The sequence below is a fragment of the Limnoglobus sp. genome (assembly GCF_059499385.1).
Genome location: NZ_JCABYM010000067.1, coordinates 1 through 24,174, shown reverse-complemented (window position 1 = coordinate 24,174; position 24,174 = coordinate 1). Strand labels below are relative to the sequence as shown.

Here is a 24,174-nt window from a genome sequence, read left to right as displayed (position 1 = left end):
GTCTTTGAGTAAGGACGCTCGTTCATGCGCCTGCCTGCGCCGAATCGCCTCGCGGTCACCCAGTTGGAAGCCCGCGACACGCCCGCCGCCACGCAGCTCACCGACATCATGCCCGGCATTTGGGGGTCGTACCCGCTCAACATCACCCCGTCCGGTCAGACGCTGTTCTTCTCCGCGGACAACGGCCACGGGTACGAACTGTATTCGTCCGACGGCACGACCGCCGGGACGAAGCTGGTCAAGGACATCAAGCCCGGCCTCGGCGGGTCGAACCCCACGTCGTTCCGCGCGGCCGGGAACGGGGTCGTGTTCTTCACGGCCAACGACGGGACCGGCGAAATCCTGTGGCGGTCCGACGGGACGGCGGCCGGCACGTTCAAGGCCGTCGGCCTGCCGCCGGGCACGGACCACGCGAGCGGCGGCGAGGTCGCCGGGCTGAACGGGGAGCTGGTCTTCGTCACCCGTACCGTCAACACGCCGAACCGGGTCGCGTGGTGGAAGACGGACGGCGTGACCAACGCGCTGCTGAAAGACTTCGGCAACGAGCTGGCCGACTACGCCGGCCGGTCGCCGGCCGTCAAGCGGGTCGGCGACAAGCTCGAAATGACGTGGCAGACGGTCACCGGCCTGACGGTCGTGTGGGAAACCGACGGCACGGCCGCCGGGACGAAGGTTCAGCAGCAGAACCTTACGGCCAACAGCCCGACGACCGGCCACGTCGCCCTCCAGGTCGGGGCACAGGTCGCGCCGGGCCAGTTCGTGTTCGCGTCCGACGCGCAGCCGGGGCAGAAGTCGTCCGTGTGGGTCGGCGACGGGCAGTCGTCCGCGTCCCGGCAGCTGCTGAAGGTGTTCGACGGCGTGTACGCGAACTACGTCCAGGCGATCAACGGCAAGGCGTTCTTCTCGACCGCCACCGGGGTGAACCCGCAGCCGGCGGACGCCGGGCTGTGGGAGACGGACGGCACGGCCGCCGGGACGAAGAAGTTCGTCCTGCCGGCCGGGGCCGGGCGGGTGATGGACTTCTACGCCTACGGCGACAAGTTGATGATTCACGTCCTGGACCCGCACCCGACCCGGCCCGGCACTTCGAAGCTGGCGTGGTACGTCAGCGACGGGACGACGGCCGGGACGACGAAACTCGTACCGCCCGGCTCGGCCGACACGTCCTGGACCTTCGTCGGGCACGCCCCGGCCGGCGAGCAGAACCCGAAGGCGTTCTTCCTGTTCCAGGACAGCATCTCGGGCAACCTCTACCGGACCGACGGCACGCCCGGCGGCTGGGTGGCGGTCGATACGACCGGCCTGCCGGCCCGGACCGCGTCGAACTACCGCTACCCCGTCGAGTACTGGTCGGCCGGCTCGGGCCTGGTCCTCGCCGGCGCGACCGCGCCGGGGGCGTACTTCAAGGGGGCCGTCTACTTCCCCGGCCGGACCGACGTGCAGCGGCCGGAACTGTGGAAGTGGGACCTCGCGCCGACGGTCAGCACCACGCCGGTGGCGGAGCCGAAGGTCACGGGCGTCGTCGTCAACGACGGGGCCGCCCAGCGGTCGATGGTGACGAAGATCACGGTCAACTTCGATCAGGCGGTGGCGCTCGGGACGGACGCGATCACGGTGCGGCGGACGGACGGCTTCTCCGTGCAGGTCAACGTCCAGACGGCGGTGGTGAACGGGAAGACGGTGGCGACGGTCACGTTCGCCGGCCCGTTCGCCGTCGGCGGCTCCATCGCCGACGGGGCGTACACGCTGAGGGTTCATGCCTCGCGGGTGACGGCCGCCGGCGTCCCGATGGCCGAGGACGCGACGCTCGACTTCTTCCGGCTGTTCGGCGACCTGGACGGCGACCGGCTTTACAACAAGGAAGCCCGGTGGATGGCCGCCGAGAAGGTCGGGGCGACGACGGCCGACCCGCGGTACGACGCCCGGTTCGACTTCAACGCCGACGGGCTGATCGACAAGGGCGACGAGCTGGAGATGGCGCGGCGGTGGTTCAAGACGGTGTGACACAAAGTAGTAGGCACACTCCGTGTGCCGTCTCCTTCGGGTCGCAGGGGCGTTCGTCCGGGTCGCTGCGACCGACAGCAGACGGCACACGGAGTGTGCCTACTACTATCTCACTCGATCAGCGTCACCTGCACGCCGCTCTGCAGGATGCGCTCGAACGCATACCGCAGGTTGTCGATCCGCGTCTGCGACGGGCCGGTAATCACCTGTGCCGCCGGCAGCGGGTCGGTCGGCCGCTCGGCCGTCTTCCCCAGGTACGCGACCGTGCCGAGGAACGACAGCGCCGTCGGCCGGAACGAACTGTTCGAGCTGAACAAATCCCCAAACGCGATCGGGTAAATCCGCGCCGGCGAACTCGGCAGCGAGTGCCCGCCCTCGGTCACGGGCAGCGCCAGCTGCGCCGCCACGTCGTAGGCCCGCTGCACGACGCCGGGGTCGCCGTTCGACCGCACGCCGCCGGTCCCGTCGTAGCTGTAGGTTGCGTTCTCGCCGCTGCCGCCGAGGGTGAACCCCTGGAAGGCGTTCGGCACGCCGTCCGTCTCGAACAGGACGATCTTCGCCGCCCCCTTCCGCCCGTTGCCGCCGGCCGTCGGGCCGCGGAGCATGTTGAACGCCAGCGCGAGGCCGGTGTTCGGGTCGGTCTGCCCGTTCGCGTTTGGCAGGTTGCCCAGCAGCGCGGACCCGAACCCGGCGTTGAACGCCCGCACCTCCGCGGACTGGTTCCCGACCTGCAACTGCGGCAGTAGCGTCCGCGGGAAGTAGAGCGCGTTCCGCAGGCTCACCCAGTCCTGCCCGACGGCCACCCGCGGGGCGGTGTAGTGCGGGTAGCCGAAGAACGCGAGGCCGACGTGGTCGTTCGGGTGGTTGTTCTTGATGTCCTCGACCGCCGACTGCACGCCGACCTTGAGCTGCCAGCCCTGGGCCTCGTGCGCGTTGCCGGGCAGCCAGTTCTTGGCCGGCGCGCGGGTCGTGAGGAACGCGAGCATCGTGGCCGGGCCGAACCAGAAGTGCATCCGCGGCCGGTTCGGGTTGTCCGCCAGATTCATGTACGGCAGCGGATTCGGCGGCGGCGGCCCGTCCGGGTCGTAGCTCGACGTGCCGTTGATCGCGATGCTGTGGCCGTCCGGCCACGGCATGTTCTCGACGCCGGCCAGCGTGTACCGCGGGTCGTACCCGGACACGTTCCCGTTGTACCCCAGCACGAAGTCGATGTAGTCCCGCCAGAACCGCTGGTCCGCGTCCGTGGCGAAGTTATCGACGTGCTCCGGGATCGACGTGTAGTAAAGGACCCGCCCGGCCCGGAGGTTCGGCGGCAGCACGTTCGGCGGCGACCGCAGCCACGCGAGGACGGCCCGGTAGTTCACCCGGTAGTTCCGCTGCGGCCCGGCCGCGCCGTCGCGGAGGACGTGGCCGATGCCCCCGCGGAGCAGGGCCTGGTTCACGTTCTGCGTGCCGGTCGTCAGCGGGTCGTTGTCGAGCTGCGGGTCGAAGTACAGGAACGTCGTCGGGCTGCCGGTGTCGGGACTGTTGCCGCGGAGGAAGAACCGCCGCCGCCAGTCGGCGATCCAGTTGCCGCCGGCGTCCTTCGCCGAGTTCCCCGCGGCCGGCAGGTCGGGCCGCGCCGCGCCGCTGCCCCCGCCCCAGCGGGGGTCGGGCGGCCACATGAAGAACGTCTTCCCCCAGTACCCCGGCCCCATCGACCGGCCCTGGAAGGGGTTGTTCACCCGCACGTTCGCCGTCGCCCGGTTGCTCGAAATGTACGTCGGCACGTCGAGGTCGTAGCCGTTCCGCTCCCACCCGTCGTCGTAGAAGTTGCCCCAGTCCGTGCCCCCCTCGGTGCGGTTCCCGTTGGCGACGGCCGGCCGCGAGGCCGGGATCGTTCGTGTCGTCGCGGCCGGCGTCGTGCCGGTCGCGAACAGCACGTCGAGGAGGGTTCGCGCCGCCCCGGTGCTGGCCGCCGGGTCCCACGTCGCGTTCGTGGTGAGGATGACGCCGCCCTTCCGCGGGAACCGGTCGCCGACATACGTAACCGTCTCGTTCGACTGCTCCGCGAACGTCGGCGGGGCCGGGACCGGGCCGCGCGTGTTCGTGGTGTCGAACGCGCTGTACTGGCCCCAGTCGTAGGTCGGCGGGATGAGCGCGTTCGGGTTCCCCGCGCCGACCATCGGCGGGTCCCAGCGATGGAAGGCGTTCCGCAGGTTGTCGCCGGACGCGACCGTCACGGCCGCGGCCCGCGGGTCCGCGAGGTTGCTCGGGTCGAAGTAGAAGTCGCGGACCAACGGCGGGCCGCTCGGCGTCTCGATCGTGTGGTTGTTCGGCGCGAACACCTCGCCGGTCGCGCCGACGAACGCCCCGGTCATCCGCAGCGGGTTCGGCCGGCCGCCCGCCGTGGAATTGAAGACCTGCCCCTTCGCCGGGGTCGTGGCCTGGTACTGCGCGAACCGGGCGTAGTGCCCGAACCGCGGGTAGTGCGGGTCCGGGTTGAGCAGCCCGTACACCACGTCGTTCGACCCGGCCGTGCCCGGCTCCCAGTGCGTCGTGCTGGAGAACTGCATCGACCCGGACATGTCCAGCACGAGGGCCACGTCCCGCGGCCGGTGGGCGGCGACGGCGCGGGCGGCGGTCGGCAGCGTCGCGATGCCCAACACGTGGGCGAAGTACGCCGGCTGCTCGCCGTCCACGACGACTTCCACCGCCGTCCACGACTTCCCGGTCGGCTTCCCGCTCGGGAAGTACGGGCCGAACCGCTCCGTCGCCGGGTCGTAGTCGTACAGCCCGGCGCGGGCCGTGCGGACGCGGCCGAGGGCGAACTTCGTGTTCAGGAACCAGTTGTCGGTCACGACGGTGCGGGCCGTGGCCTCCGCGAGCGGGCGGCGGTTGTCGTAGGCTTCCGGGTCGGAGCCGGTCGGGAACCGGTTGTCGAGCACCCGCGCGGCGGCGAGGGCGGCGGCGTCCGCCGCGTTCTGACACTCGCTCCGGGCGACCATCAACATGCCGAGGTCGATGGCCAGCGCGACGAACCCGAACAGGGCGACGCAGCAGACCGCGAGCAACGGGACGATGGTTCCGCGCCGGGCGGGTCGGGCCGTCATTGGGACATTACCTGAGCGGGGGGGGGCAACCAGTACAGGTCGTGTAGTTCGCCACGGCCACGGAAGCGGCAAGGTCGCGGCCGCTTCGCCACCCTTCGCAGAGTCCGGGGCCGGCGCGTCGGGCACGACCGGCGGTTCCGCCCGCGTCGCGACAATCCGACCATTCGGGGAATCGGTTTGAGCGGTTCAATCTGACCGCCGAACGTCCTATGTTTCCCCCATGCACGACCCGCCGGCCGCCTCGAACCCGCCGCTCTCGGCGATGGACCGCGCCGCCCGTACGCGGCTGCTGCCCGGCACGCCGGTGACGCTCCTCCAGCGGATCCGGGAGGCCCGCGACGCGACCGCCTGGGACGACCTCGTCCGGCTGCTCGCCCCGCTCATCGACTTCTGGGTCCGCCGGACCGTGCCGGACGCGAACGACCGGGCGGACATCGCCCAGGACGTGTTCCTCGAACTCTCGAAGCGGCTGCCGGCGTGGGAGTACGACGCCTCCCGCAGTTTCCGGGCGTGGCTGCGGACGGTGGCGCGGACGAAGTGCGTCGATTTCTTCCGCAAGCGCGGCCGCCCGGACGCCGAGTACGAACTCTCGCAGGTGCTGGCGGACCAGGCCCCGGACCTGGTCGAGCAGCACGAAATCCGACTGCTCACCCGCTCGGCGTTGAAGCTCCTGCGAACGCAGGTCCGGGCCGACGTGTGGGACATCTTCCGGCGGTACGTCTTGGACGAGGAGCCGGCCGCGGCGGTCGCCCAGGCGTGCGGCGTGGAGGTGAACTACGTCTACCTCGTCCGCAGCCGGCTGCTCGCCCGCCTGCGGGGGCTGCTGGAGAACATCCGGGACTGATTTGTAGGGCGGGTCAAGGCTTTGCGCCGACCCGCCGTCGCGGTCCCGGCCGGTTCCGCGGCTCTCCCGTGTGGTTGCGGTCCCGGCGGGTCGGCGCAAAGCCTTGACCCGCCCTACAAGATCGCCGTGCCTGTTCCACATTTTTTTTGACAGGTTTCCTCCCCCGGTGGCGTACCTTTCACGTCAGCCCCCGCGGAGAGCCGCCGTGCCCGACCTGCAACTCTGCCCGACCGACGACACCCTGCGAAGCGTCCTCCTCGGCTCGCACGCCGGCCCGGACGCGGACGCCGTCGGCGACCACGTCCTCGGCTGCCCGGCGTGCGGCGCGAAGGCCGAGAAGCTCGTGGCCAGCGACCCGCTCCTCGCCGACCTCCGCGCGGCCAACGACACCAGCGAACTCGGCACCGACGGCACGTTCGTCGAGGAACTTCTCCGCCGGGTGAAGAATCTCGGCCGGAAGCCCGCGCCGAACGCCGACCTCGCGTTCCTCGCCCCGCCGGAGCGGCCCGGCGACCTCGGCACGTTGGACCGCTACCGCGTCGTCGAGCTACTCGGCCAGGGCGGCATGGGGATGGTATTCCGGGCCATCGACCCGACGCTCCGGCGGACGGTCGCGCTCAAGATCATCCTGCCGAAGTACGCGGACAACGTCCGGCTCCGCGAGCGGTTCATCGAGGAGGCGCAGGCGACCGCCCGCGTCCGGTCGGCCCACGTCGCGGAGGTGTACGACTGCGGCGTCTGGCGGGACGTGTCCTACCAGACGATGGAACTGCTGACCGGCCAGACGCTCGACAAGCGGCCGCGGCCGATGCCGACGGATATCTGGCGGCGGATCGCGTACGGGATCGCGAAGGGCCTGTCGGACGCCCACCGCGTCGGCCTCGTCCACCGCGACCTGAAGCCGTCGAACATTCACCTCGGGACGGACGCCCGGACCGGCAAGCCGACGGTCAAGATCATCGACTTCGGCCTCGCCCGCCCGGTCAACCGCGAGATCGAGGTGACGAAGTCCGGCGAACTCCTCGGCACGCCGGCGTACATGTCCCCGGAGCAGGCCCGCGGCAAGAAGGTCGATCACCGCACCGACCTGTACTCCCTCGGCGTCATCCTGCACCAGCTCGCGACCGGGAAGCTCCCGTACCTGAACGCCAGCGAGGGCGTCTTCGCCATCCTCACGGAGTTGGCCACGCCGGACCCGCTGCCGAGCGTCACGAACCTGGCGACGAACCTGCCGCCGATCCTGGCGTCGCTCATCGACCGCCTCTTGGCGAAGGACCCGGCGAACCGCCCGGCGTCGGCCGACGAGGTCATGGCGATCCTGAAGGAGAGCCTGAAGACGGAGAAGCTGCCGGCGTCCACGGAGGTCGTCGCGTCGGCCCCTTACGTGTCGATCGGCGACACCGGGTCGGTGGCCGAACAGCGCTCGATCCCGTTCGGCGACCAGCCGACGGCCCCGCTCACCGCGACGACGAAAGAGGTTCCCCGGAAGCGGCGGCCGGCGTGGCTGCTCCCCGCCGTCGGCCTCGGCGTGCTCGCCATCGGCCTGCTGATCGCCAGCGCGGCGGGGTTGTTCGTGAAGGTGAAGACGCCGAACGGGACCATCGAGCTGACCGACCTCGACCCGGACGCCGAGGTGCTGGTGGACGGCAACGTCGTCACGGTCTCCTGGGACGCGGGGACGGAGAAGGCGGAGATCACCATCCCGGCCGGGACGCGGAAGGTCGAGGTGCGGAAGAAGGGGTTCGTCACGGTCGGCGAGGAGGTGACGGTACTCGACCACGAGCGGACGGAGTTCGTCGCCCGGCTGTTCGAGGAGGAAAAGGACGCCCCCGCGCCGCCGAAGGCCGCGGGGCCGGCGGCGGCCGCGGTCGAACCGTCCGAGGAGTTGGTGGTCAACGGCCAGTGCGACTCGTCCGGCCTCCAGGGGTGGACGAACGTGAAGGGCAAGTGGCAGCGGAAGGTCGCGAAGGCCGACCCGTTCTTCTACGCCGGGAAATGCGCCGAGGGCATCCTTCAACAGGACATCGACGTGTCGAAGTACGCGGCGGACATCGACGCCGGGCGGGTCGAGTTCAAAATGTCGGCCCTGCTCGGCAGCTACGGCGGCAAGGGGCAGAAAGACAAGGCCCAGTTCCGGGTGACGTTTTTGGACAAGGACAAGCTACAACTGGCGACGGCCTACGACACCGGCCCGCGGTACGAGCCGGGGACGTGGAAGGAGTACGGCGCGACCCGCGCGCCGATGGCCGGGACGCGGTACGTGCGGGTCGTCCTCCGGGCGGTCCGCAGCAACAGCCCCGGCAACGAGGAGAACAGCGGGTACTTCGACACCGTCTCGGTGAAGGCGCTCGTGCAGAAGCCGGCCGCCCAACCGCCGGACCGGAAAGCAACCATGATTAAGGGGACGGCCAGCCGTGAGGGGGACGAACTTGTCCTCCACCCCGGCGACCGACCTGGGTACGGAACCGTCGGCTTCGGGGACGTTGTGTGGCGCGATTATGACGTGACGGTCGAGGTGAAGGGCAGCGGCCACGTCTTCTTCCGGGCAACGGACCGCAGTAACTTTTGGGTCTTTGGGGCGAACCACGACAAGGGCACGCACACCTGTTGGGCCTCGATCGTCACGGACGGGACCCGCGACTCGTTCCTAAACGGGTCGTCCGTTTCCAACCAGACGAATGCTTGGAACCGGTTGAAGGTATCGGCCCGTGGGTCGAACGTCTTCTGTTACTGGAACGACCGGGAGGTCGTCCGGCGCACCGACCCGCGTCACCCGGCCGGCCGGGTTGCCCTCGGCGCATTCCAGGCCGAGGCCCGGTTCCGCAACCTCGTGGTGACCGCCCCGGACGGGACGAAGCTGTTCGAGGGCTTCCCCGACCTGGCCGCGGCCGCCCCGCCGCCGCGGACGGAAACCCGCGTCCTCGGCGGACAGTGGCGGCAGGCCGCCGACCGGCTGTTCCTCGCCCGCGACGCGGCCATGTACTTCCCGCAGGTCGCGTTCGGCGACACGGCCTGGACCGACTACGACTTCACCGTCCAGGCCCGGCGGGTGCTCCCGACGGCCCACCAGTTCGGCCTCTGCTTCCGCAGCAACGGGGCCGAGAACCAGAACGTCTTCTCCCTCGGGGCGTTCGGCAACACGCTCTACCAGGCGGAGGAGAACAAGGCCGCCAAGTGGAACCAGATGCAGACGCGGAAGGCCGCCCTGAAGCTCAACGTGTGGTACACGGCGACGGTGAAGGTCCGCGGCAATACGTTCGAGTGTCTGCTGGCCGAGGGCGACGCGCCGGCGGAGACGGTCTTCCGCGGCACGACCTCGCACCCCCGCGGGCAGGTCGGGCTGGTCCTGTTCAAGACCGGCGGCTACCTATTCCGCGACATCAAGGTGACGGCCCCGACCGGCGACGTGCTGTGGGACGGGCTGCCGGACGTGGAGAAGGTCGCGGAGCTGCCCGCCAACCTGGCGGCGAGCGAACCGCCCCCCGCGTCGCCGGCGTTCACCCCGCTGTTCAACGGCAAGGACCTGGCCGGGTGGTCCGTCGAGGGCGGCCGGGCCGACCAGTGGGCCGTCGCGGACGGGGCCGTCACCGCGTCGGCCGCCAACCCGCGGGCGGCGAGCTTCCTCCTTTCCGATAAGGACTACGGCGACTTCACGTTGAGGTTCGATTACCAAATCCGGGACGCCGGGGCGGTCGGCGGCGTAGCCCTTCGCGCGGTTCCGGCGGAGAGCCTCCCGGTCGGGAACAAACTCATGGCCGATCACCCGCTCCTCACCCTCACGTTCCCCAGGGCGGGAGACGTGACCGGGTCGGCGTGGTGGATGACGAAGGCGACCGGCGTATTCGCGCCGCCGGTGAAGACGCCGAAGGTCGTCGTCGGGCAGTGGCACACGTGCGAGGTCACCGTCCGGGGCGACGCCTGCGCCGCGACGTTCGACGGGGAGGCGTGCGTCGATCTAAAGCTCGACCCGTCCGCCCCGCGGCCGTTCGACGCCAAGCCGGGGCTGATGCGGGCGAAGGGCCGGGTCGGGTTCAAGGTCTACACCGGCCGCGTGGCGTACCGCAACGTGTCGATTCGAGAACTAGGCGTCGCGGCCCTCCCGCCGCCACCTACCACGGCGTTCGCCCCGCTCTTCAACGGCAAGGACCTGACCGGGTGGGAGAAGTTCGGCTTCCCGAAGGGGTCGTGGCTCGTCGAGGACGGCGTCCTCGTCGGCAAGTGCCCCGCGAATACCGCCAACGACGGCAGCAACCTCGTCACGCTCAAGAAGGATTACCGCCACTTCCACCTGAAACTTCAGGCGATGAAGCCGGCGGCGGACACGCGGCGGTACACCAGCCGGGTCGTGCTCCTCCCCGGTCCGAAGGACGACGGCGTGAACGGCTACTTCCGCGTGTCCCTCGGCTCCCCGGACGACGCGGAGCGGAGGGAAGTCGGCCGACTCGCCCGCGGCAAGGGCGACCCGCTCCCGCTCCTCGCCACGCCGAAGCTCGCGGCGGGGGCGTGGTACACGCTGGAGGTGATCGTCCGGGGCAACCGCGTTCGGGTGCTCGTGGACGGCGTGACGACGGCCGACGTGACCGACGACGCCATGCCGGCCGACGGCCACCCGATCAACGTCACGTGCGCCCAGGACGGCGAGGTCCGCGTCCGCAGCGTCGAGGTTCGGGAACTCGAGCCGCCGGTGCGGGACTACGACCGCCTTGGCGGCGGCAGTTGGCGGCCGGTTCTCCAGGACCCGGCGACGCGGGAACTGCGGAACGCCGCCTTCACCGCCGCCGGCATCGAGATCGCCAACGGCCACGCCTACGACAAGGCCGTCTCGGCCGCCGACCTCGTGGTGCGGGCGCAAGTGAAGAAGCAGAAGGGGCAAACGGTCATGCTCACCGTCCGCGACGTGAAGGGCGTCTACTACACCGGCTTCTACGAGTGCGACGACGCGGAGAGCTTCGGCATCGGCACGCGGGACGCGCGGTTCCGGTACGGGGTCAAGAAGCGGTTCGCCGCCGCTACCGGGGTCAAGGAGGGCGAGTTCTTCGAGCTAGCCTGCTCCGCCGTCGGCGACGCGCTCGCCGTCTACGCGAACGGCACGCGCGTCGGGGAGATTCGCGACGCGGCCATCACCCAGGCCGGCGGCGTCGGCGCGCACACCACCAGGGGGCAAGGCGTCTTCAAGAACGTCGAAGTCATGGTGGTCCCGAAACCGGCCCCCACGAAGTAACGACTCTTTGCAATAATCAACTGCTCCAACAACGACCCGGAGAACTCCAATGGCCTTACGCCGCCCTCTCGCACACATGCTGGCCTTCTCGGCCCTGATGATTGGGATGGCCCCGCTCGTCGCGGACGACCTGCCGGACCCGGCCGGGCGGCCGGAGAAGTTTAAGGCCGGGATGAAAGCCGCTTGCGCCATCTACTACGAGGACGGCGCGTGGCACATGCGGATGACCGCCGGCGGGGCGAAGAAAAAGAAGAAGGCGGTCATTTCCGGCTCCGCCCGCGTGAAGGGGGACTGGATCCGCGGCGACTTCCAGGGGCTGGACAAGGCCGAGAAGGCGAAGGACGCCGACTGGATCGTCATTCACAAGGACAAGTTGGGGTTCGACTTCCAGTTCGGCCTGCACGGGAAGGTCGATGCGGTGAACTTCAAGGTCGGCCCGAAGGCCGAGACGGTCACGTTCCAGGTCATGGTTGACGGCGACGACAACCCGAAGGCGGTTTTGATCGGCAAGGCCGGGGCGCACCCGGAGAAGGGCGGCAAGCTCGTGTTCCCGGCCGCCCCCGGCGGGACGAGTTCGTCGAAGCCGGCGGACAAGGAGTAGCCGGTCACGGCACGACCGGCTGCGTCCACGCGACCTCCGTGTCGCCCTTCTGGTACGGGTTCGGGTGCGGCTTCGACGACGTGACCTTCGCCCGCACGTACAGCTCCTTGCCGGTGAACGTGTACGTCGGGGCCGCGTTCGTCGATTCCGCCACGACCTTCCCCACGTCCGCGTGGTAGCGGCGGGTCACGTCGAGCGGCTGGCCCTTCTCGTCCAGGATCGGCTCGGCGTCCAGCGGCGTGCCGGCCATCGTGGCGACGAACTCCGTCTTGTACGTCACCCCCGGCTCGGCGCGGATGGAGAGCGTCAGCTTGCCGTCGGCCTTCGCGATCTCGTCGAGCGTCACGCCGGTGGAGAAGTAGAAGTCGCCGGCCTTCATCGCCCGGACGACCGCCTCGGCCGTCAGGTGCGGGGCGCGGACCATGACCCACCCGCGGCCGGGGTTCGTCTTGCCGACGGCGAACTCGTGGTACGCGTGCGAGTCGTCCGTCGCCACGCCGTACACGACCGGCAACTTCAACTTCGCCAGCCGGACCGCGAGCAGGATGTCCCAGATGCGCTCGCAGCTGGCGTGCGTCGCGTCGCCGTAGTTCCGCACGCCGCTGTGCCCGTTGAACACCTCGAAGTACCGCAACTCCTCGGCCGCGATCATCTCCTCGGCCTTCACGCCCCACTGGAAGTTCGGGTGGTTCAGGAACGTCACGTTCGGCCACCCGGTCTTCGCCGCCTGCTCCTCGGCCTGCTTCAGGTTGACGCGGATCGTCTCGGTGACGTTCGCCGCCTCGACCGGCTTGATCGCGTCGCGGAGGTTGATGCCGTTCATGTGGACCGGGTACTTCGCGAACTTCGTCGTGACCTCCTCGGCCGGGACGAACAGGAACTTGCCCGGCTCCTCCAAAAGACTCCGGAACTCGCGGAGCGGCTTGAGCCGCACCTGCGGCTTGTCCTTCTCGACGCGGCGTTCGACCCACGCCTTGCCGAACCGGGCCTCGTACTTCTCGACCGCCTTCTTGCGGACGACCGTGGTCGCGGCGTCCACCCACTTCTCGCCGTCGGCGATGACGTTGTGGTCGGTCAGCGCGAGGAACTGGTAGCCGTGCCGCTTGTACCAGTCGGCGACCATTTCCGGGAAGTCGTCGCCGTCGCTCCAGAGCGAGTGCGTGTGGAGGTTCCCCTTCCAGAACGCCGGCCTCGCGTCCGCGACCGGCAGCGGCGGCAGCGGCCCGTCCGTCGGCCGCTGTGCGACGACGACGGCGAACACGACGAGGGTGACGACGCAAGCGAGCAGCGAACGGGGCATGGGAGAGGGTCCGGGGAGAGAAAAATCACCGGCGAGCCGAGCGGCGTAAGCCGCCGGGTTAGTAGATTTACCCGGCGGCTTACGCCGCTCGGCTCGCCACGCTTCAACTGTCGAAGTAGAGCGCGAACTCGTAGGGGTGCGGCCGGAGGCGGAGGGCGTCCACCTCTTCCTTCCGCTTGAACGCGATCCAGGTGTCGATCACGTCCTCGGTGAACACGTCCGAGTGCATCAGGAACTCGTGGTCCTTCTGGAGCGCCGCCAGTGCCTCGTCCAGGCCGCCCGGCGGCTTCGGCACGTCGCGGAGTTGCTCCGGCGCCATGTCGTAAATGTCCTTGTCTAGCGGCTGGCCGGGGTTCGTCTTGTTCCGGATGCCGTCGAGCATCGCCATCAGGATCGCCGAGAACGCCAGGTACGGGTTCGCCGCCCCGTCCGGCATCCGGTACTCGATCCGCTTGGAATCGGGCCGTGAGGAGTACACAGGGATGCGGATCGCCGCCGACCGGTTCCGCTGGCTGTACGCGAGCGCCGACGGGGCCTCGAAGCCGGGGACGAGCCGCTTGTAGCTGTTCGTCGTCGGGTTCGTGAACGCCGCCAGCGCCGGGGCGTGCTTCAAGAGGCCGCCGATGGCGAACATGGCCGTGTCCGACAGCCCGGAGTAGGAGCTGCCGGTGAAAAGGTTCTTGCCGCCCTTCGCCAGCGACAGGTGGACGTGCATGCCGCACCCGAACTCGTCGAACAGCGGCTTCGGCATGAACGTCGCCGTCTTCCCGTGCCGGCGGGCGACGTTGCGGACGATGTACTTGTACTTCAGCACGTTGTCGGCCGTCGGCACGAGTTCGCCGTACCGCACGTCGATGGCGCACTGCCCGCCGCTGGCCTTCTCGTGGTGGTGGCTCTCGACCGTCAGCCCGCTGTCCATCATCACCCGCATCATCTCGGACCGCAGGTCGTGCGTCTGGTCCGCCGGCGGGCACGGGAAGTAGCCCTGCCGGTACGGAATCTTGCTGCCGAGGTTCGGCTTCTCGTCGCGGCCGCTGTTCCACGCCCCCTCGACGCTGTCCACGTAGTAGAACGCGCTGTGGCTGGTCTGGTCGAACTTCACGTCGTCGAACACGAAGAAGTCGAGCGACGGGCCGAAGTACGCGGTGTCCGCGATGCCCGTCTGCTTCATGTAGTTGACCGCCTTCCGGGCCACGTTCCGCGGGTCACGGCTGTAGTCCTCCTTCGTCAGCGGGTCCTGGATGTTGCAGATCATCACCAGCGTCGTCTCGTTCCGGAACGGGTCGATGAACGGCGTCTCCGGCTGCGGGACGACGATCATGTCCGACTCGTTGATCGCCTGCCAGCCGCGGAGGCTGGCCCCGTCGAACCCGATGCCGTCCTCGAAGGAGCGTTCGTCGAGCTGCTCGGCCGGGATGGTGAAGTGCTTCCAGAGGCCGGGGAAGTCCATGAACCGGAGATCGACGGCCTTGACGTCGCGTTCGCGGAGGAAGGCCAGAACTTCGCGTGGGGTCACGGATACCTCTCGTGCGGAGGGCGGGTGCGGGTCGGCCGCGAGAGAGGAGTGAATCGCGGGTGGAGGGGATTATAGCAGGTCCGGCGGCGGGTACGCGCTAGCCGAAGATCGCGCCGAGGTCTCGGGAAGAATGCAAGACCCGGACGACGCGAATGCCGTCCGCCGTCGGCACGTAACAAATAAGTCGGGCTTCAAACCGTTTGATTGGTACCACCCGAAGGCCGGGATACCGGGGGAACGGCGGTTCGTGCGGCGCGACGGAGAGTGGGAACCGTTCCAACCGACGTAACATGTCCCCCAACCGCCGTTGGAACAGCCGGGCGACCCGTTCGCCGATCGACGCCCCGATGTCCTCGGCCGCGTCGTCGAGATCGGCCGCGGCCGCGGGTAAGATGTCGATGCTCATGACCGGTCGGCGCGGCGGCGGGCCATTCGTTCCGCCAAGACGCGGCGGCGTTCTTCCCAGAACGCTTCATCGACCGGGATCGGCTCCCCGCTGGCCATACCCTCATCCAGCAACCGCTCGAGGGTGGCCCGGTTTTCGGGTCTGAGAATCGGCGGATCGTCGGCCGCCTCGTCGCCGTGGATCAGATCTTCGAGGTACTCCTCGATCGTGGCGAAACCGTGAGCTTTGGCGTGGGCTTCCGCCTTCCGTCCGACTTCGTCCGGCAGTGTGATCGTCATGTCATCCTCCTAGCTGGCGACATTCTACCTCAACACCGCCCCGGTCTGCCACGGGCAAATTTTGACACATCCTGACATCGCGGGTATTCTGGGTGCATTCCCCGAGGAGTTGCCATGAACGTGTCGTTGACGCCGGAACTGGAGCAGTACATCGCCGACAAGGTCGCGACCGGGATGTACCAGACGAGCAGCGAGGTCGTCCGCGAGGCACTGCGGGCGTTGCGGGAGAAGGAACTGCGCGAGGCGAAGCTGGAAGAGTTGCGGCGGGAAGTCGAGAAGGGGTTCGCGGACCTGGAAGCCGGTCGGATGTCCACGAAAACCGCGGCGGACATCCTCAAAGAAGTCCGCGAGCGCAAGGCCGCCCGGAGCAAGTCGCAATGAGTACGGTTCACCGAACGCTCCAGGCCGAGCGAGATGTCGAAGAGATCATCGAGTACCTGGACGGGCGCAGCCCGCGGGCGGCCGAGCGGTTCGCCGCCGAATACGACCGGGTGTGCAACTTACTCGCGGGTCAACCGGGGCTGGGCCGGGCGCGCGACGAGTTGAGGCTCGGTGCGCGGAGCGCCGTCCTCCTTCAGAACTATGTCATCGTCTTCACACCGATCCCCGGTGGCGTGTCGATCATCCGCGTCCTTCACGGCTCCCGCGATCTGAAAACCGCGTTCGACGAGGCCGATTCCGACTGAGTACCCGTTCGCATCCGCTCCGGCCGTGAGGTAGAATCCACTCCGACCCGCATCCCCCGTCACGTCCCCACCGTAAGGGGTGCCCACATGAGCGTGTCGTGCCCGAAGTGCAAGAGCGCGCTGAACGCGAAGAACCTCAAGCCCGGCCAGTTCAAGCCGATGTGCCCGAAGTGCGGGACCGTGTTCCTGCTCGTCGTCCCGGCGTCCCCGGACGGCACCATTCTCGCCAAGCTCCTGTCGGCCGAGCCGACGGCCCAAGCCGCCGACCCGGCCGCGACCGGCGCGTTCACAAACGTGGACCGCACCCCGGACCCGACGAACGCCTTCGCGCCGTCGGCCGTGAACGCCCCGGACACGACCGGGGCGTTCACCGATGTCGAGCGCGAATCCAGCGCGGCCGACGACGGGACGAACCGGTTCGAGCCGACCGCCGTTTCCCCGCCAAAGAAGGCGAAGGACGCGGCCGACGACTTCCCCGTCCGGCTCGGCGGGTACGAGGTCGTAAAGGTCCTCGGCAAGGGCGGCATGGGGGCGGTGCTGCTCGGCCGGCAACTTTCGCTCGACCGCAAGGTCGCGCTCAAGGTCATGCACAAGAAACTGGCCGACGACCCGAACTTCGTCGCCCGGTTCACCCGCGAGGCGTACGCCGCGGCCCAACTCACGCACCACAACGTCATCCAGATTTACGACATCGGCGAGGAGAAGGGGACGCACTTCTTCAGCATGGAGTTCGTCGCCGGGCAGTCGCTCATGGAGGTGGTCAAGGAGAAGGGCAAGCTCGACCCGGAGGTCGCCGTCGGGTACGTCCTGCAGGCGGCCCGCGGGCTGCGGTTCGGCCACGCCCAGGGGATGGTCCACCGGGACATCAAGCCGGACAACCTGATGCTGAACACCGAGGGCGTGGTGAAGGTCGCGGACCTCGGCCTCGTGAAACTGCCGACGGCGGACGTGCCGCAGCCGACGACTGCAACCGAGGAAGAAGACGACGACGGCCGGCTGACGCGGGCCGGGATGGTGATGGGCACGCCGACGTACATGCCGCCGGAGCAGGCGATGGACTCGGCCGCCGTCGATCACCGGGCGGACATCTACTCGCTCGGCTGTTCGCTGTACGTCATGGTGACCGGCCAGCCGCCGTTCCAGGGGAAGACGGCCCTGGAGGTAATGACCAAGCACAAGACGGCCCCGGTCGTGCCGCCGGACGTGATCGTGAAGCGCGTCCCGAAGGCGCTGTCCGGCATCCTCGTCAAGATGCTCGCGAAGAAGCCGGAGGACCGCTACCAGACGATGGACGAGGTGATCGCGGCGCTCGAGGGCTACCTCGGCATCCTCCAAGCGGGGCCGTTCACGCCGAAGGAGGAGCATGCCGACCGACTGGAGAAGGCGGCGCAGAAGTTCAACGCCGCGTCGAAGCGGGGGCTGAAGAAACTCGCGGCCCTCGGGTTCCTGGCCGCGTGCGTCCTCGGCGTCGTCGGGTGCGGCGTCGCCGGGGCGTACCCGTGGGCCGGCGGGTTCCTCGGCCTGCTGCTCGCCACGCCGGTTGTGTCCTTCGTTGTCAGCGGCTTGTACTCGCGGTCGCACCTTTTCGCGAAGGTCCGGCAGCTCGTCTTCGGGTCGCGTGTCGCAGACTGGCTGACGTGGGTGGGCGGCGGAATCCTGTTGCTCCTCGCACTCTGGGTGTTCGGCATCCTCTGGCACTTCCTCGGGTTCGCGCTCCTCGGCGTCGGCCTCGCGTTCGTGCTGTGGTTCCTCACCGACCGTGCCCAGGACGCCGCGAGGGAGGAGCCGCTCAACGACGCGAAGGTGCTGTTCAAGTCGATGCGGTTGCAAGGGCTGGACGAGGAGAACCTGCGGCAGTTCGTCTGCAAGTACGGCGGCGACGACTGGGAAGAGTTCTACGAGTCGCTGTTCGGGTACGAGGCGAAGCTGGCGGCCCGCGAGTACCGGAAGGGGGCGATCGCGGAGACGGCCCGGAAGTTCGCCGCGTGGCGGGAGCCGCTGATCGCGGGCATCGATGCGCGGTTGCGCGCCCGCCAGGAGGCGCGGGAGCGGCGGCATTTGGAGAAGGTGCAGGCGAAGGCGCTGCAAGCGAAGGGGGCGACCGCGGCCGAAGCGAAGGAGCAGGCCGCGGCGATGGCCGACGCGCTCGTGGATCAGGCGGCCGAGGCGAAGACGATGGCGAAGGCCGGGAAGAAGGCCGACCTGCGGGCGATGGTCGCGGCGGCGAAGGCGAAGAAGCCGCCGGAAGGTTATAACATCGCCGGCGTAAAGCGGCGGAGCCTGGCGACGAAGCAGCTGCTCAACGACTGGGCCGGCCGGCGGCTGCGGTTCGCCGTCGGCGCGGCGGTGTTCGCGGTCGGGCTGCTCTGGCTGAACCAGAACCGCGACGCGCTGAAGGGGGTGATCGCGACGGTGGAGCAGGCCGTCGAGAAGGGGAACGTGGCGGCGGCGACGGACGCGGCGAAGTCGGCCGAGAAGACGATGGGCGTGATGAAGCCGCTGAAGCTCGCCGTGCTGCCGGAGGCGGTCGCGAAGGGCGTCAGCCACTACGGGACGCCGATCTGCGGGTTCCTGCTGATGCTGTCGGGCGTCATCTACTTCGGGTGGAAGCCGAGTCTGGTGGCGATCCCCGGCGTGGTCGTCGGGGCGCTCGGCCCGATGCTCGGCGTGCCGGACGCGGGACCGCTGAAGGCGTGGATGTTGAGTGCGCTGGTGGGCGGGGTGATGATTATCGTGGTGGGAAGATTCTTGCGGGATTGACGTGAACCCGACTTCCGAAGTCCGGCTTCGACTTCGGAAGTCGATCCCGCGGAGGGGCCTTGCTTCCCTGTCCCAGGGTTCCGGTCCCGCTCGACTTCCGAAGTTGAAGCCGGACTTCGGAAGTCAAGGCTTCACTTCTTCGCGAACGCTTCCGCCATCGTCGCGCATTGCTCGCCGGTCATCTCACCTTCCTGAATCCAGACGCGGTACTTCAGCTTCAGCGGCTTCTCGGGCGTCAGGTCGTACTCGAAGTAATCGCCGAACCGGCCGTAGTCCCGCTCGCTGCCGCGGGTCTCCTTCGGGTTGTCCGGGTGGTTGATCCGTAGCGCCGTGTAGCGGTTCCCGCCGACCACGAAGCTCATCGCGTTCCACGGCAGGTTCACCGCCTTCGGGTCCGGCTTCTTCGCGTCCCAGTTCCGCGTCTCGCCGACCTTCCCCTTGCCGTCCGGCCGTAGGTAGTACGTGTTCGCCTTGCCGTTCTTGCTCACCTCCTGATTCGCCCGGAAGTGGAACCCGGCGTGCTGCGGGTCGCCGTCGAGCCGTACCTTCGGCAGCTTCGTCGTCAGCACGGTGGACCAGTCGATTTGCGTCCCGCCCGGCGGGCACGACACCGTCACCGTGCGTTCTTCCTCGGCGAACGTCTTGCCGTCGGTGCCGTGCCAGGAGATCGCGGCCGTGTGCGTGGCGCTCGTCGAATCGGCCTTCTGCTCCAGCAGCTTGTCCACCGTGCTGTAGACGTTCTTCGTGCCGTGCCAGATGTCGGCCGTCTGCTTGTCGCCGTAGCTGATCCGGTTGAACCCGAAGAATAGTCCGCGGTGGTGCGGGAACTGGAACTCCTTCGTCAGCGGGTGCGCGCCGCTGGACAGGTTCGTCGTGCCGGTCTTCGGGTCGAAGACCTGGTGGAACGGCTTGAAGCTCATGTAGTGCGTGTCCGCCGTCGTGCCGTCGCGGGGCTTGTTGACGAACCGCAGCACGAGCCGGTCGCCGTACTTCACGTCCAGGTGTTCGCCCTTCGTCTCGACGAAGTGGAACGTCGGCTCGGCGGCACGGGCCGCGGTCGCGATCAGGACCGCGACGAGGGGGAGGGTGTGTTTCATGATGCTCACTTGCTGAAGACGAACTTCTTGGGGTTGCCGGCCCCGAGCGGGCTTTCGGCGGCCGGTCGCCACAATACTACCGCCTCGATCTCCTTCGCCAACGCGAAATCCTTGTCCGTGATCCCGCCGGCGTCGTGCGTCTTGAGCTTCACCCAGAGCTTGCCCCACGTCACGCTCAGGTCGGCGTGGTGCCACGCGGCCTCGCACAAGTAGCCGACGGCGTTGACGGCCATGAGCGTCTGCGGCCAGCCGTCCGTGTTGTACTTCCGGCGGATCCAGCCGTCTTCGAGGTACCACTCGGTCAGCCCGTGCTCCGTCAGCTTCTCGGCGACCTCGGTTTCGGTGTAGGTTTTCTTGTCGGCCATCGCTGTCCTCCGGCGGGCGATTCTTCTATCTACGAATTTACCATGACCCCACGCGACCGCTTGCAACAACTCTTCCGCGACCGCGCCTTGCAGTTCGGCGACTTCACGCTCGCGTCCGGGAAGAAATCGAGTTACTACGTGAACTCGAAGAAGGTGCTGTTCCACGCCGAGGCGATCACGCTGCTCGGCGAGCTGCTCTACGAGGCGACGGCCGACCTGGAGCTTCAAGCCATCGGCGGGCTGGAGGTCGGCGCGATCCCGATGGCGGCGGCGGCGCTGACGGCGTTCCACCGGCACGGCCGGGCGGTGGAGGGCTTCTTCGTCCGCAAGGCCGCGAAGGACCACGGCAGCAAGGAGCGCGTCGAGGGCCAAGTGCGGGCCGGCGACGCGGTCGTGGTGATCGACGACGTGCTCACGACCGGCGGGAGCGTCGTGCAGGCGATCGAGGCCGTGGAAGCGGTCGGGGCGAAGGTGCTCCGCGTGGTGTGCATCTGCGACCGGCTTCAGGGCGCGGGCGAGACGCTGGCGAAGTACGACTTCCGACCGATTTTCACGATCCGCGATTTCGGAATCGAACCACCCAAGAACTGAGAATCATCATGAAGTACGCCGCCGTCATCGAGTACATCCAGGACGCCGCGAGGATCGACTCGATCCGCCCGAAGCACCGCGAGTACCTGAACGCGCTTCTCGCGAAGGGGCAGCTCGCCTGCTCCGGGCCGTTCACGGACGGCTACGGGGCGCTCATCGTGTACGAGGCGGAGACGCTCGAAGACGCGGAGAAGTTGATCCGCGCCGACCCGTTCCACGACGGCGGCGTGTTCGTGAAGTGGGAAGTCCGCCCGTGGAAGATGGTGTTCACGAACCCGGATGTGATGACGAAAGTGGGCTAACAAACCGAGACCGAAAGCCCACCCGTCGCTTCGACGGGTGGGTCCGCGACAACCTCAATCCCTGCGGAACCGCATGACGTGCGGGGCCGCCGCCGACCCCGCGTCGCGGCGGACGACGTGCTTCTGCCCGTCCGCGGCGACGACCCGCACGAACGGCAGCACGTGCGGGCTGGTCGTCATCCGCGGCTTGCGGTCGGCGTGTTGAGCCGCCCGCACGGCCTCGAACCGCACGCGGTTCCACACCGCCAGCACCTTCGCGTCATTTGGAGCGAGGAAGCGGGCCTTCGTCACGATCCGCGTCGCGGTGTTCAATCGGCCGCACTCGCGGAGCGCCTCGACGATCACGGTTAGCACCGCCGCGTCCGTCAGGGCCAGCTTCACCGCCTCGTCGATGGCCTTCATCGCGACGCCGTCGCGATTCACCCGCACGGCCGCCCGCGCCAGGTGTGCCCGGTAGAGCGCGTTCAACGGGTCGAGTTTCGTCGCGCGGCGGTAGCACTTCGCCGCGAGGCGGTCGCTGCCGTAGGGGTCGGTTTCGCACGCCACGCCGAGGTGGAAGAACGTGGCCGCGTGCTTCGGGTCGAGGGCCGCGGCCGCCCGCAGGTGGCGGCGGGCCTTCGCGTGTCGGCCGTTGCGCAACTGTAATCCGGCGAGCTGCCGGTGGGCCTCCGCGAGCTCGCCGGCCGGCAGTTCGCCGACGGCCACGACGCGGGCGAGCAATCGCGCCGCGTCGGCCGTCCGCCCGGTCGCGAGGGCGTCCTGCGCCGCGGACCAGGCGTGAAAAGGTAGGGAGAGCATCCTGCTCATGTCGCCGCCTCCGTGCAGCCCCTCCACGAGCCAGGTGTGGCAAGTGGTGAGGGGAAGATATACCGGAGGGGGCGCACCTGCCGCAAGTCAAAATCCCGTGCCGTTCGGATTTCTTCGGACGGAAATTTACTCATTCCGACATCGCGATTATCGACCCGCGGGTTCCGTGTGAAGTTGTGCCGACGGTGCGGTCGATACCGTTGAGGGGAACCGCCGGACACCACATGCTTTCGCGAGAAGGTCGGCCATGAACCTGGCACGATGGGGGCTGGATCGTCGCCCGTTCCGCCCGACGCCGGCGCTCGACCTGTTCGTCGCGCTGCCGCCGCACGAGGCGGCGGTCGCGGCCCTGCGGTCCGCGTTCGCGGCCGGCGACGGCCTCGCCCTGCTCGACGGCGGCCCCGGCACCGGCAAGACGCAACTCGCCCTCCGCTTCCTCGAATCGCTCGGCGGCGACGTGCTGCCGATCTTCGTCCCGTCCGCGCGGTTCGCCAAGCCCGCCGACCTGCACCAGGCGATCCTCTTCGACCTCGGCCAGCCGTACCGCGGCCTGGGCGAGCAGGAACTGCGGCTCGCCGTGACGGAACAACTCCTCGCCGCACTCGCGGAGAAGAAGCGGGCGGTCCTCGTCCTCGACGAATCGCAACATTTATCCGCCGACTTGCTCGAAGAGGTGCGGCTGCTCGACAACTGGGAGGCCCGCGGCACGAAAGTGCTGTTCACACTGCTCGTCGCGCTGGCGGACCTTCGCGAGCGGCTGCACGAACCGCTCGCCCAGCGCGTGCGGTGCCGGCTGCGGCTGGAGCCGCTGTCGCAGGAAGATTCGCTCACGTTCCTGCGGACGCAACTCGAACAGTGCGGCCGGAACGCGGACGAAATCATCAACGAGGAAGCGCTGCGGCTGTTCGCGCGACACGGCCGGGGCGTCCCGCGGGTGCTGAACCAACTGGCGGCGTCCGCCCTTCAACTGGCGGCGGACGGCGAGGCGGAGGGCGTGGACGTGGAAGTCGCGTTCGAGGTGCTGTCGCAGGCCGGCGTGGAGATCGCCGAGGCGGAGGAACCGGCGCGACCGGCATACCCGGCCGGGGCCGCAAGGTCGGTGGCGGGGGAAGACCGGGAACGTGGGGAAGGGCGTGAACCTGGGGCGGCGAAGACGCCGAAACAGAAATCACGCACCCGGCGGGCCGCGTGACGCGGCCCGCCGGCGTCGCCTCCGCACCCGCTCGAAAGGATTTCGCTCATGGGCCGCATGTTCCGCATCATCACCGAAGGCAGCCTCGACTACCCCGGCCACGCCGCGACCGCGACCGAGAGCGAACCGTTCCTCAACGGGTCGGCCCCGTACATCGAGGTCGGCGGCCCGCAACCGATCTTCCACGGCCTGCCGAAGCAACCGGCCCGCGTCACGACGGCCGAGAAGCCGGCGCAACTGCCGACCCGCGCCGCGGCGGTGGACGAGGGCTACGTGACGGCGAAGCTGCACGACATCGCGCCGAAGCCGACGGCCGAGCCGCTGCCGGTGACGGTCCACCCGTCGGTCGTCGCGTTCCACCACCCGGACCACGCGGCCAGCGGCGAGTACCGCGGCCTCCGCGACGAACTGCGGCGGCAGGTCGGCCAAGAACACCAGTCGAAGGCGGTGCTGTTCACCGCGGCGGCGAGCGACAACGGCACGACGACGGTGCTCTTGAACCTGGCCGTGACGTTGGCGAAGGAGCCGCACACGCGGGTGCTGGTGATCGACGCCGACTTCGACCGGCCGAGCGCCGCCCGCAAGATGGGCCTGTCCGACGTGCCGGGCCTGAGCGAGGTGCTGAACCAGTCGATGCCGGTGGCGTGGGTGCTGCAACCGACGGCCGTGCCGAAGCTGCAAGTCCTCGGCGCGGGCAAGCCGACGGCCGACACGCTGCCGCTGATGTCCACGGACTTCCCGAAACTCGTGGGCCAACTGCGGCAGTGGTTCGACTGGGTGCTGATCGACGGCGGCGTCTGGGGCGAACGCCCGCACCGCGACGCGACGAGTCCGGCCTACGACGGCGTCTATCTCGTCACGCGGCAGGCGGAGATGGACCGCCCGGTGTTCAACAGCCTCCGGTCGCAAGTTGCGAAGCACGGCGGCCTGTTGCGGGGCTTCATTAGCACGCGGGTGTAACGAATCGGGTTCCGGTTTTCACCCCGAAGGGGCGACACAACATAGCCCAGGGCAAGGAGCGAAGCGACGCCCCCCTGGGTAAACGAGCCACGGAGGTAAGCCCTGAAAGGGCGGAAGAGTGTTCCGCCCTTTCAGGGCTTGTTGCGTCGGGT

19 protein-coding genes are annotated in these 24,174 nt (G+C 68.8%); 11 read left to right on the top strand and 8 right to left on the bottom strand.

Annotated features, from left to right (window positions below; translation table 11 throughout):
- The first annotated feature begins 24 nt into the window (after positions 1-24).
- Positions 25-2,004, top strand: a complete 1,980-nt coding sequence (locus AC5JJ2_RS12475) for an ELWxxDGT repeat protein (protein ID WP_495858317.1) — start codon at positions 25-27, stop codon at positions 2,002-2,004.
- Between the two features lie 110 nt (positions 2,005-2,114).
- Here the strand turns inward: AC5JJ2_RS12475 and AC5JJ2_RS12470 are convergent, their stop codons facing one another.
- Positions 2,115-5,096, bottom strand: a complete 2,982-nt coding sequence (locus AC5JJ2_RS12470; RefSeq protein ID WP_495858316.1) for a pilus assembly protein TadG-related protein — start codon at positions 5,094-5,096, stop codon at positions 2,115-2,117.
- 220 nt (positions 5,097-5,316) lie between these two features.
- Here AC5JJ2_RS12470 and AC5JJ2_RS12465 point away from each other — a divergent pair, with 220 nt between their 5' ends.
- The 3 genes from AC5JJ2_RS12465 to AC5JJ2_RS12455 all read left to right on the top strand — a co-directional run bounded on the left by AC5JJ2_RS12465 (position 5,317) and on the right by AC5JJ2_RS12455 (position 11,762).
- Positions 5,317-5,940: an RNA polymerase sigma factor gene (locus AC5JJ2_RS12465; RefSeq protein ID WP_495858315.1), complete on the top strand. Its 624-nt coding sequence runs from the start codon at positions 5,317-5,319 to the stop codon at positions 5,938-5,940.
- A gap of 205 nt (positions 5,941-6,145) precedes the next feature.
- On the top strand, positions 6,146-11,161 hold the full coding sequence (locus AC5JJ2_RS12460) for a 3-keto-alpha-glucoside-1,2-lyase-like domain-containing protein (protein WP_495858314.1): 5,016 nt from the start codon (positions 6,146-6,148) through the stop codon (positions 11,159-11,161).
- A gap of 49 nt (positions 11,162-11,210) precedes the next feature.
- Entirely contained in the window at positions 11,211-11,762 is a 552-nt protein-coding gene (locus AC5JJ2_RS12455) for a hypothetical protein (RefSeq protein WP_495858313.1), read from the top strand.
- A 4-nt stretch (positions 11,763-11,766) separates the two neighbouring features.
- Here AC5JJ2_RS12455 and AC5JJ2_RS12450 read toward each other — a convergent pair whose 3' ends face one another.
- From AC5JJ2_RS12450 to AC5JJ2_RS12435, 4 genes are all read right to left on the bottom strand, one after another.
- Positions 11,767-13,062, bottom strand: a complete 1,296-nt coding sequence (locus AC5JJ2_RS12450; protein WP_495858312.1) for a CehA/McbA family metallohydrolase domain-containing protein — start codon at positions 13,060-13,062, stop codon at positions 11,767-11,769.
- 103 nt (positions 13,063-13,165) lie between these two features.
- Positions 13,166-14,578 carry a type I glutamate--ammonia ligase gene (gene glnA, locus AC5JJ2_RS12445; RefSeq protein WP_495858311.1) on the bottom strand — a complete coding sequence of 471 codons (1,413 nt, stop codon included), beginning with the start codon at positions 14,576-14,578 and terminating at the stop codon, positions 13,166-13,168.
- A 97-nt stretch (positions 14,579-14,675) separates the two neighbouring features.
- Positions 14,676-14,984, bottom strand: coding sequence for a type II toxin-antitoxin system RelE/ParE family toxin (locus tag AC5JJ2_RS12440; RefSeq protein ID WP_495858310.1), 309 nt, complete (start codon positions 14,982-14,984; stop codon positions 14,676-14,678).
- Entirely contained in the window at positions 14,981-15,262 is a 282-nt protein-coding gene (locus AC5JJ2_RS12435) for a ribbon-helix-helix domain-containing protein (protein ID WP_495858309.1), read from the bottom strand. The genes AC5JJ2_RS12440 and AC5JJ2_RS12435 overlap by 4 nt, the downstream gene beginning before the upstream one ends.
- Positions 15,263-15,376: 114 nt before the next feature.
- Here AC5JJ2_RS12435 and AC5JJ2_RS12430 point away from each other — a divergent pair, with 114 nt between their 5' ends.
- From AC5JJ2_RS12430 to AC5JJ2_RS12420, 3 genes are all read left to right on the top strand, one after another.
- Complete coding sequence (locus AC5JJ2_RS12430; RefSeq protein WP_495858308.1) at positions 15,377-15,643, top strand: type II toxin-antitoxin system ParD family antitoxin; 267 nt, start codon at positions 15,377-15,379, stop codon at positions 15,641-15,643.
- A complete protein-coding gene (locus tag AC5JJ2_RS12425; protein WP_495858307.1) occupies positions 15,640-15,948 on the top strand; it encodes a type II toxin-antitoxin system RelE/ParE family toxin in 309 nt (102 codons plus the stop codon). Before AC5JJ2_RS12430 ends, AC5JJ2_RS12425 begins: the two co-directional genes overlap by 4 nt.
- 87 nt (positions 15,949-16,035) lie before the next feature.
- On the top strand, positions 16,036-18,708 hold the full coding sequence (locus AC5JJ2_RS12420; RefSeq protein ID WP_495858306.1) for a protein kinase domain-containing protein: 2,673 nt from the start codon (positions 16,036-16,038) through the stop codon (positions 18,706-18,708).
- A 131-nt stretch (positions 18,709-18,839) separates the two neighbouring features.
- Here the strand turns inward: AC5JJ2_RS12420 and AC5JJ2_RS12415 are convergent, their stop codons facing one another.
- Both AC5JJ2_RS12415 and AC5JJ2_RS12410 read right to left on the bottom strand, forming a co-directional pair.
- Positions 18,840-19,805, bottom strand: a complete 966-nt coding sequence (locus AC5JJ2_RS12415; protein WP_495858305.1) for a DUF6807 family protein — start codon at positions 19,803-19,805, stop codon at positions 18,840-18,842.
- A 5-nt stretch (positions 19,806-19,810) separates the two neighbouring features.
- The gene (locus AC5JJ2_RS12410; RefSeq protein WP_495858304.1) at positions 19,811-20,170 is read right to left on the bottom strand and encodes a 4a-hydroxytetrahydrobiopterin dehydratase; all 360 of its coding nucleotides are present in this window, start codon (positions 20,168-20,170) and stop codon (positions 19,811-19,813) included.
- A 42-nt stretch (positions 20,171-20,212) separates the two neighbouring features.
- Between AC5JJ2_RS12410 and pyrE the strand changes: the two genes are divergently transcribed.
- The gene (pyrE, locus tag AC5JJ2_RS12405) at positions 20,213-20,761 is read left to right on the top strand and encodes an orotate phosphoribosyltransferase (RefSeq protein ID WP_495858303.1); all 549 of its coding nucleotides are present in this window, start codon (positions 20,213-20,215) and stop codon (positions 20,759-20,761) included.
- 8 nt (positions 20,762-20,769) lie between these two features.
- Positions 20,770-21,063 (top strand): YciI family protein, encoded by a 294-nt coding sequence (locus AC5JJ2_RS12400; protein WP_495858302.1) that lies wholly within the window; start codon positions 20,770-20,772, stop codon positions 21,061-21,063.
- Positions 21,064-21,117: 54 nt separating this feature from the next.
- Here AC5JJ2_RS12400 and AC5JJ2_RS12395 read toward each other — a convergent pair whose 3' ends face one another.
- On the bottom strand, positions 21,118-21,870 hold the full coding sequence (locus AC5JJ2_RS12395) for a tetratricopeptide repeat protein (protein WP_495858301.1): 753 nt from the start codon (positions 21,868-21,870) through the stop codon (positions 21,118-21,120).
- 247 nt (positions 21,871-22,117) lie between these two features.
- Here AC5JJ2_RS12395 and AC5JJ2_RS12390 point away from each other — a divergent pair, with 247 nt between their 5' ends.
- Positions 22,118-23,062: an ExeA family protein gene (locus AC5JJ2_RS12390; RefSeq protein WP_495858300.1), complete on the top strand. Its 945-nt coding sequence runs from the start codon at positions 22,118-22,120 to the stop codon at positions 23,060-23,062.
- Between the two features lie 48 nt (positions 23,063-23,110).
- On the top strand, positions 23,111-24,022 hold the full coding sequence (locus tag AC5JJ2_RS12385; RefSeq protein WP_495858299.1) for a CpsD/CapB family tyrosine-protein kinase: 912 nt from the start codon (positions 23,111-23,113) through the stop codon (positions 24,020-24,022).
- The last annotated feature ends 152 nt before the right edge of the window (positions 24,023-24,174 follow it).

Bases quoted from the DNA above. Each gene is read 5' to 3' on its own strand.
- AC5JJ2_RS12410 (WP_495858304.1), bottom strand. From the start codon at position 20,170: ATGGCCGACAAGAAAACCTACACCGAAACCGAGGTCGCCGAGAAGCTG.
- pyrE (WP_495858303.1), top strand. From the start codon at position 20,213: ATGACCCCACGCGACCGCTTGCAACAACTCTTCCGCGACCGCGCCTTG.
- AC5JJ2_RS12440 (WP_495858310.1), bottom strand. From the start codon at position 14,984: ATGAGCATCGACATCTTACCCGCGGCCGCGGCCGATCTCGACGACGCG.
- AC5JJ2_RS12390 (WP_495858300.1), top strand. From the start codon at position 22,118: ATGAACCTGGCACGATGGGGGCTGGATCGTCGCCCGTTCCGCCCGACG.
- AC5JJ2_RS12430 (WP_495858308.1), top strand. From the start codon at position 15,377: ATGAACGTGTCGTTGACGCCGGAACTGGAGCAGTACATCGCCGACAAG.
- AC5JJ2_RS12415 (WP_495858305.1), bottom strand. From the start codon at position 19,805: ATGAAACACACCCTCCCCCTCGTCGCGGTCCTGATCGCGACCGCGGCC.
- AC5JJ2_RS12435 (WP_495858309.1), bottom strand. From the start codon at position 15,262: ATGACGATCACACTGCCGGACGAAGTCGGACGGAAGGCGGAAGCCCAC.
- AC5JJ2_RS12395 (WP_495858301.1), bottom strand. From the start codon at position 21,870: ATGAGCAGGATGCTCTCCCTACCTTTTCACGCCTGGTCCGCGGCGCAG.
- AC5JJ2_RS12420 (WP_495858306.1), top strand. From the start codon at position 16,036: ATGAGCGTGTCGTGCCCGAAGTGCAAGAGCGCGCTGAACGCGAAGAAC.
- AC5JJ2_RS12465 (WP_495858315.1), top strand. From the start codon at position 5,317: ATGCACGACCCGCCGGCCGCCTCGAACCCGCCGCTCTCGGCGATGGAC.
- AC5JJ2_RS12450 (WP_495858312.1), bottom strand. From the start codon at position 13,062: ATGCCCCGTTCGCTGCTCGCTTGCGTCGTCACCCTCGTCGTGTTCGCC.
- AC5JJ2_RS12475 (WP_495858317.1), top strand. From the start codon at position 25: ATGCGCCTGCCTGCGCCGAATCGCCTCGCGGTCACCCAGTTGGAAGCC.
- AC5JJ2_RS12385 (WP_495858299.1), top strand. From the start codon at position 23,111: ATGGGCCGCATGTTCCGCATCATCACCGAAGGCAGCCTCGACTACCCC.
- AC5JJ2_RS12425 (WP_495858307.1), top strand. From the start codon at position 15,640: ATGAGTACGGTTCACCGAACGCTCCAGGCCGAGCGAGATGTCGAAGAG.
- AC5JJ2_RS12400 (WP_495858302.1), top strand. From the start codon at position 20,770: ATGAAGTACGCCGCCGTCATCGAGTACATCCAGGACGCCGCGAGGATC.
- AC5JJ2_RS12455 (WP_495858313.1), top strand. From the start codon at position 11,211: ATGGCCTTACGCCGCCCTCTCGCACACATGCTGGCCTTCTCGGCCCTG.
- AC5JJ2_RS12470 (WP_495858316.1), bottom strand. From the start codon at position 5,096: ATGACGGCCCGACCCGCCCGGCGCGGAACCATCGTCCCGTTGCTCGCG.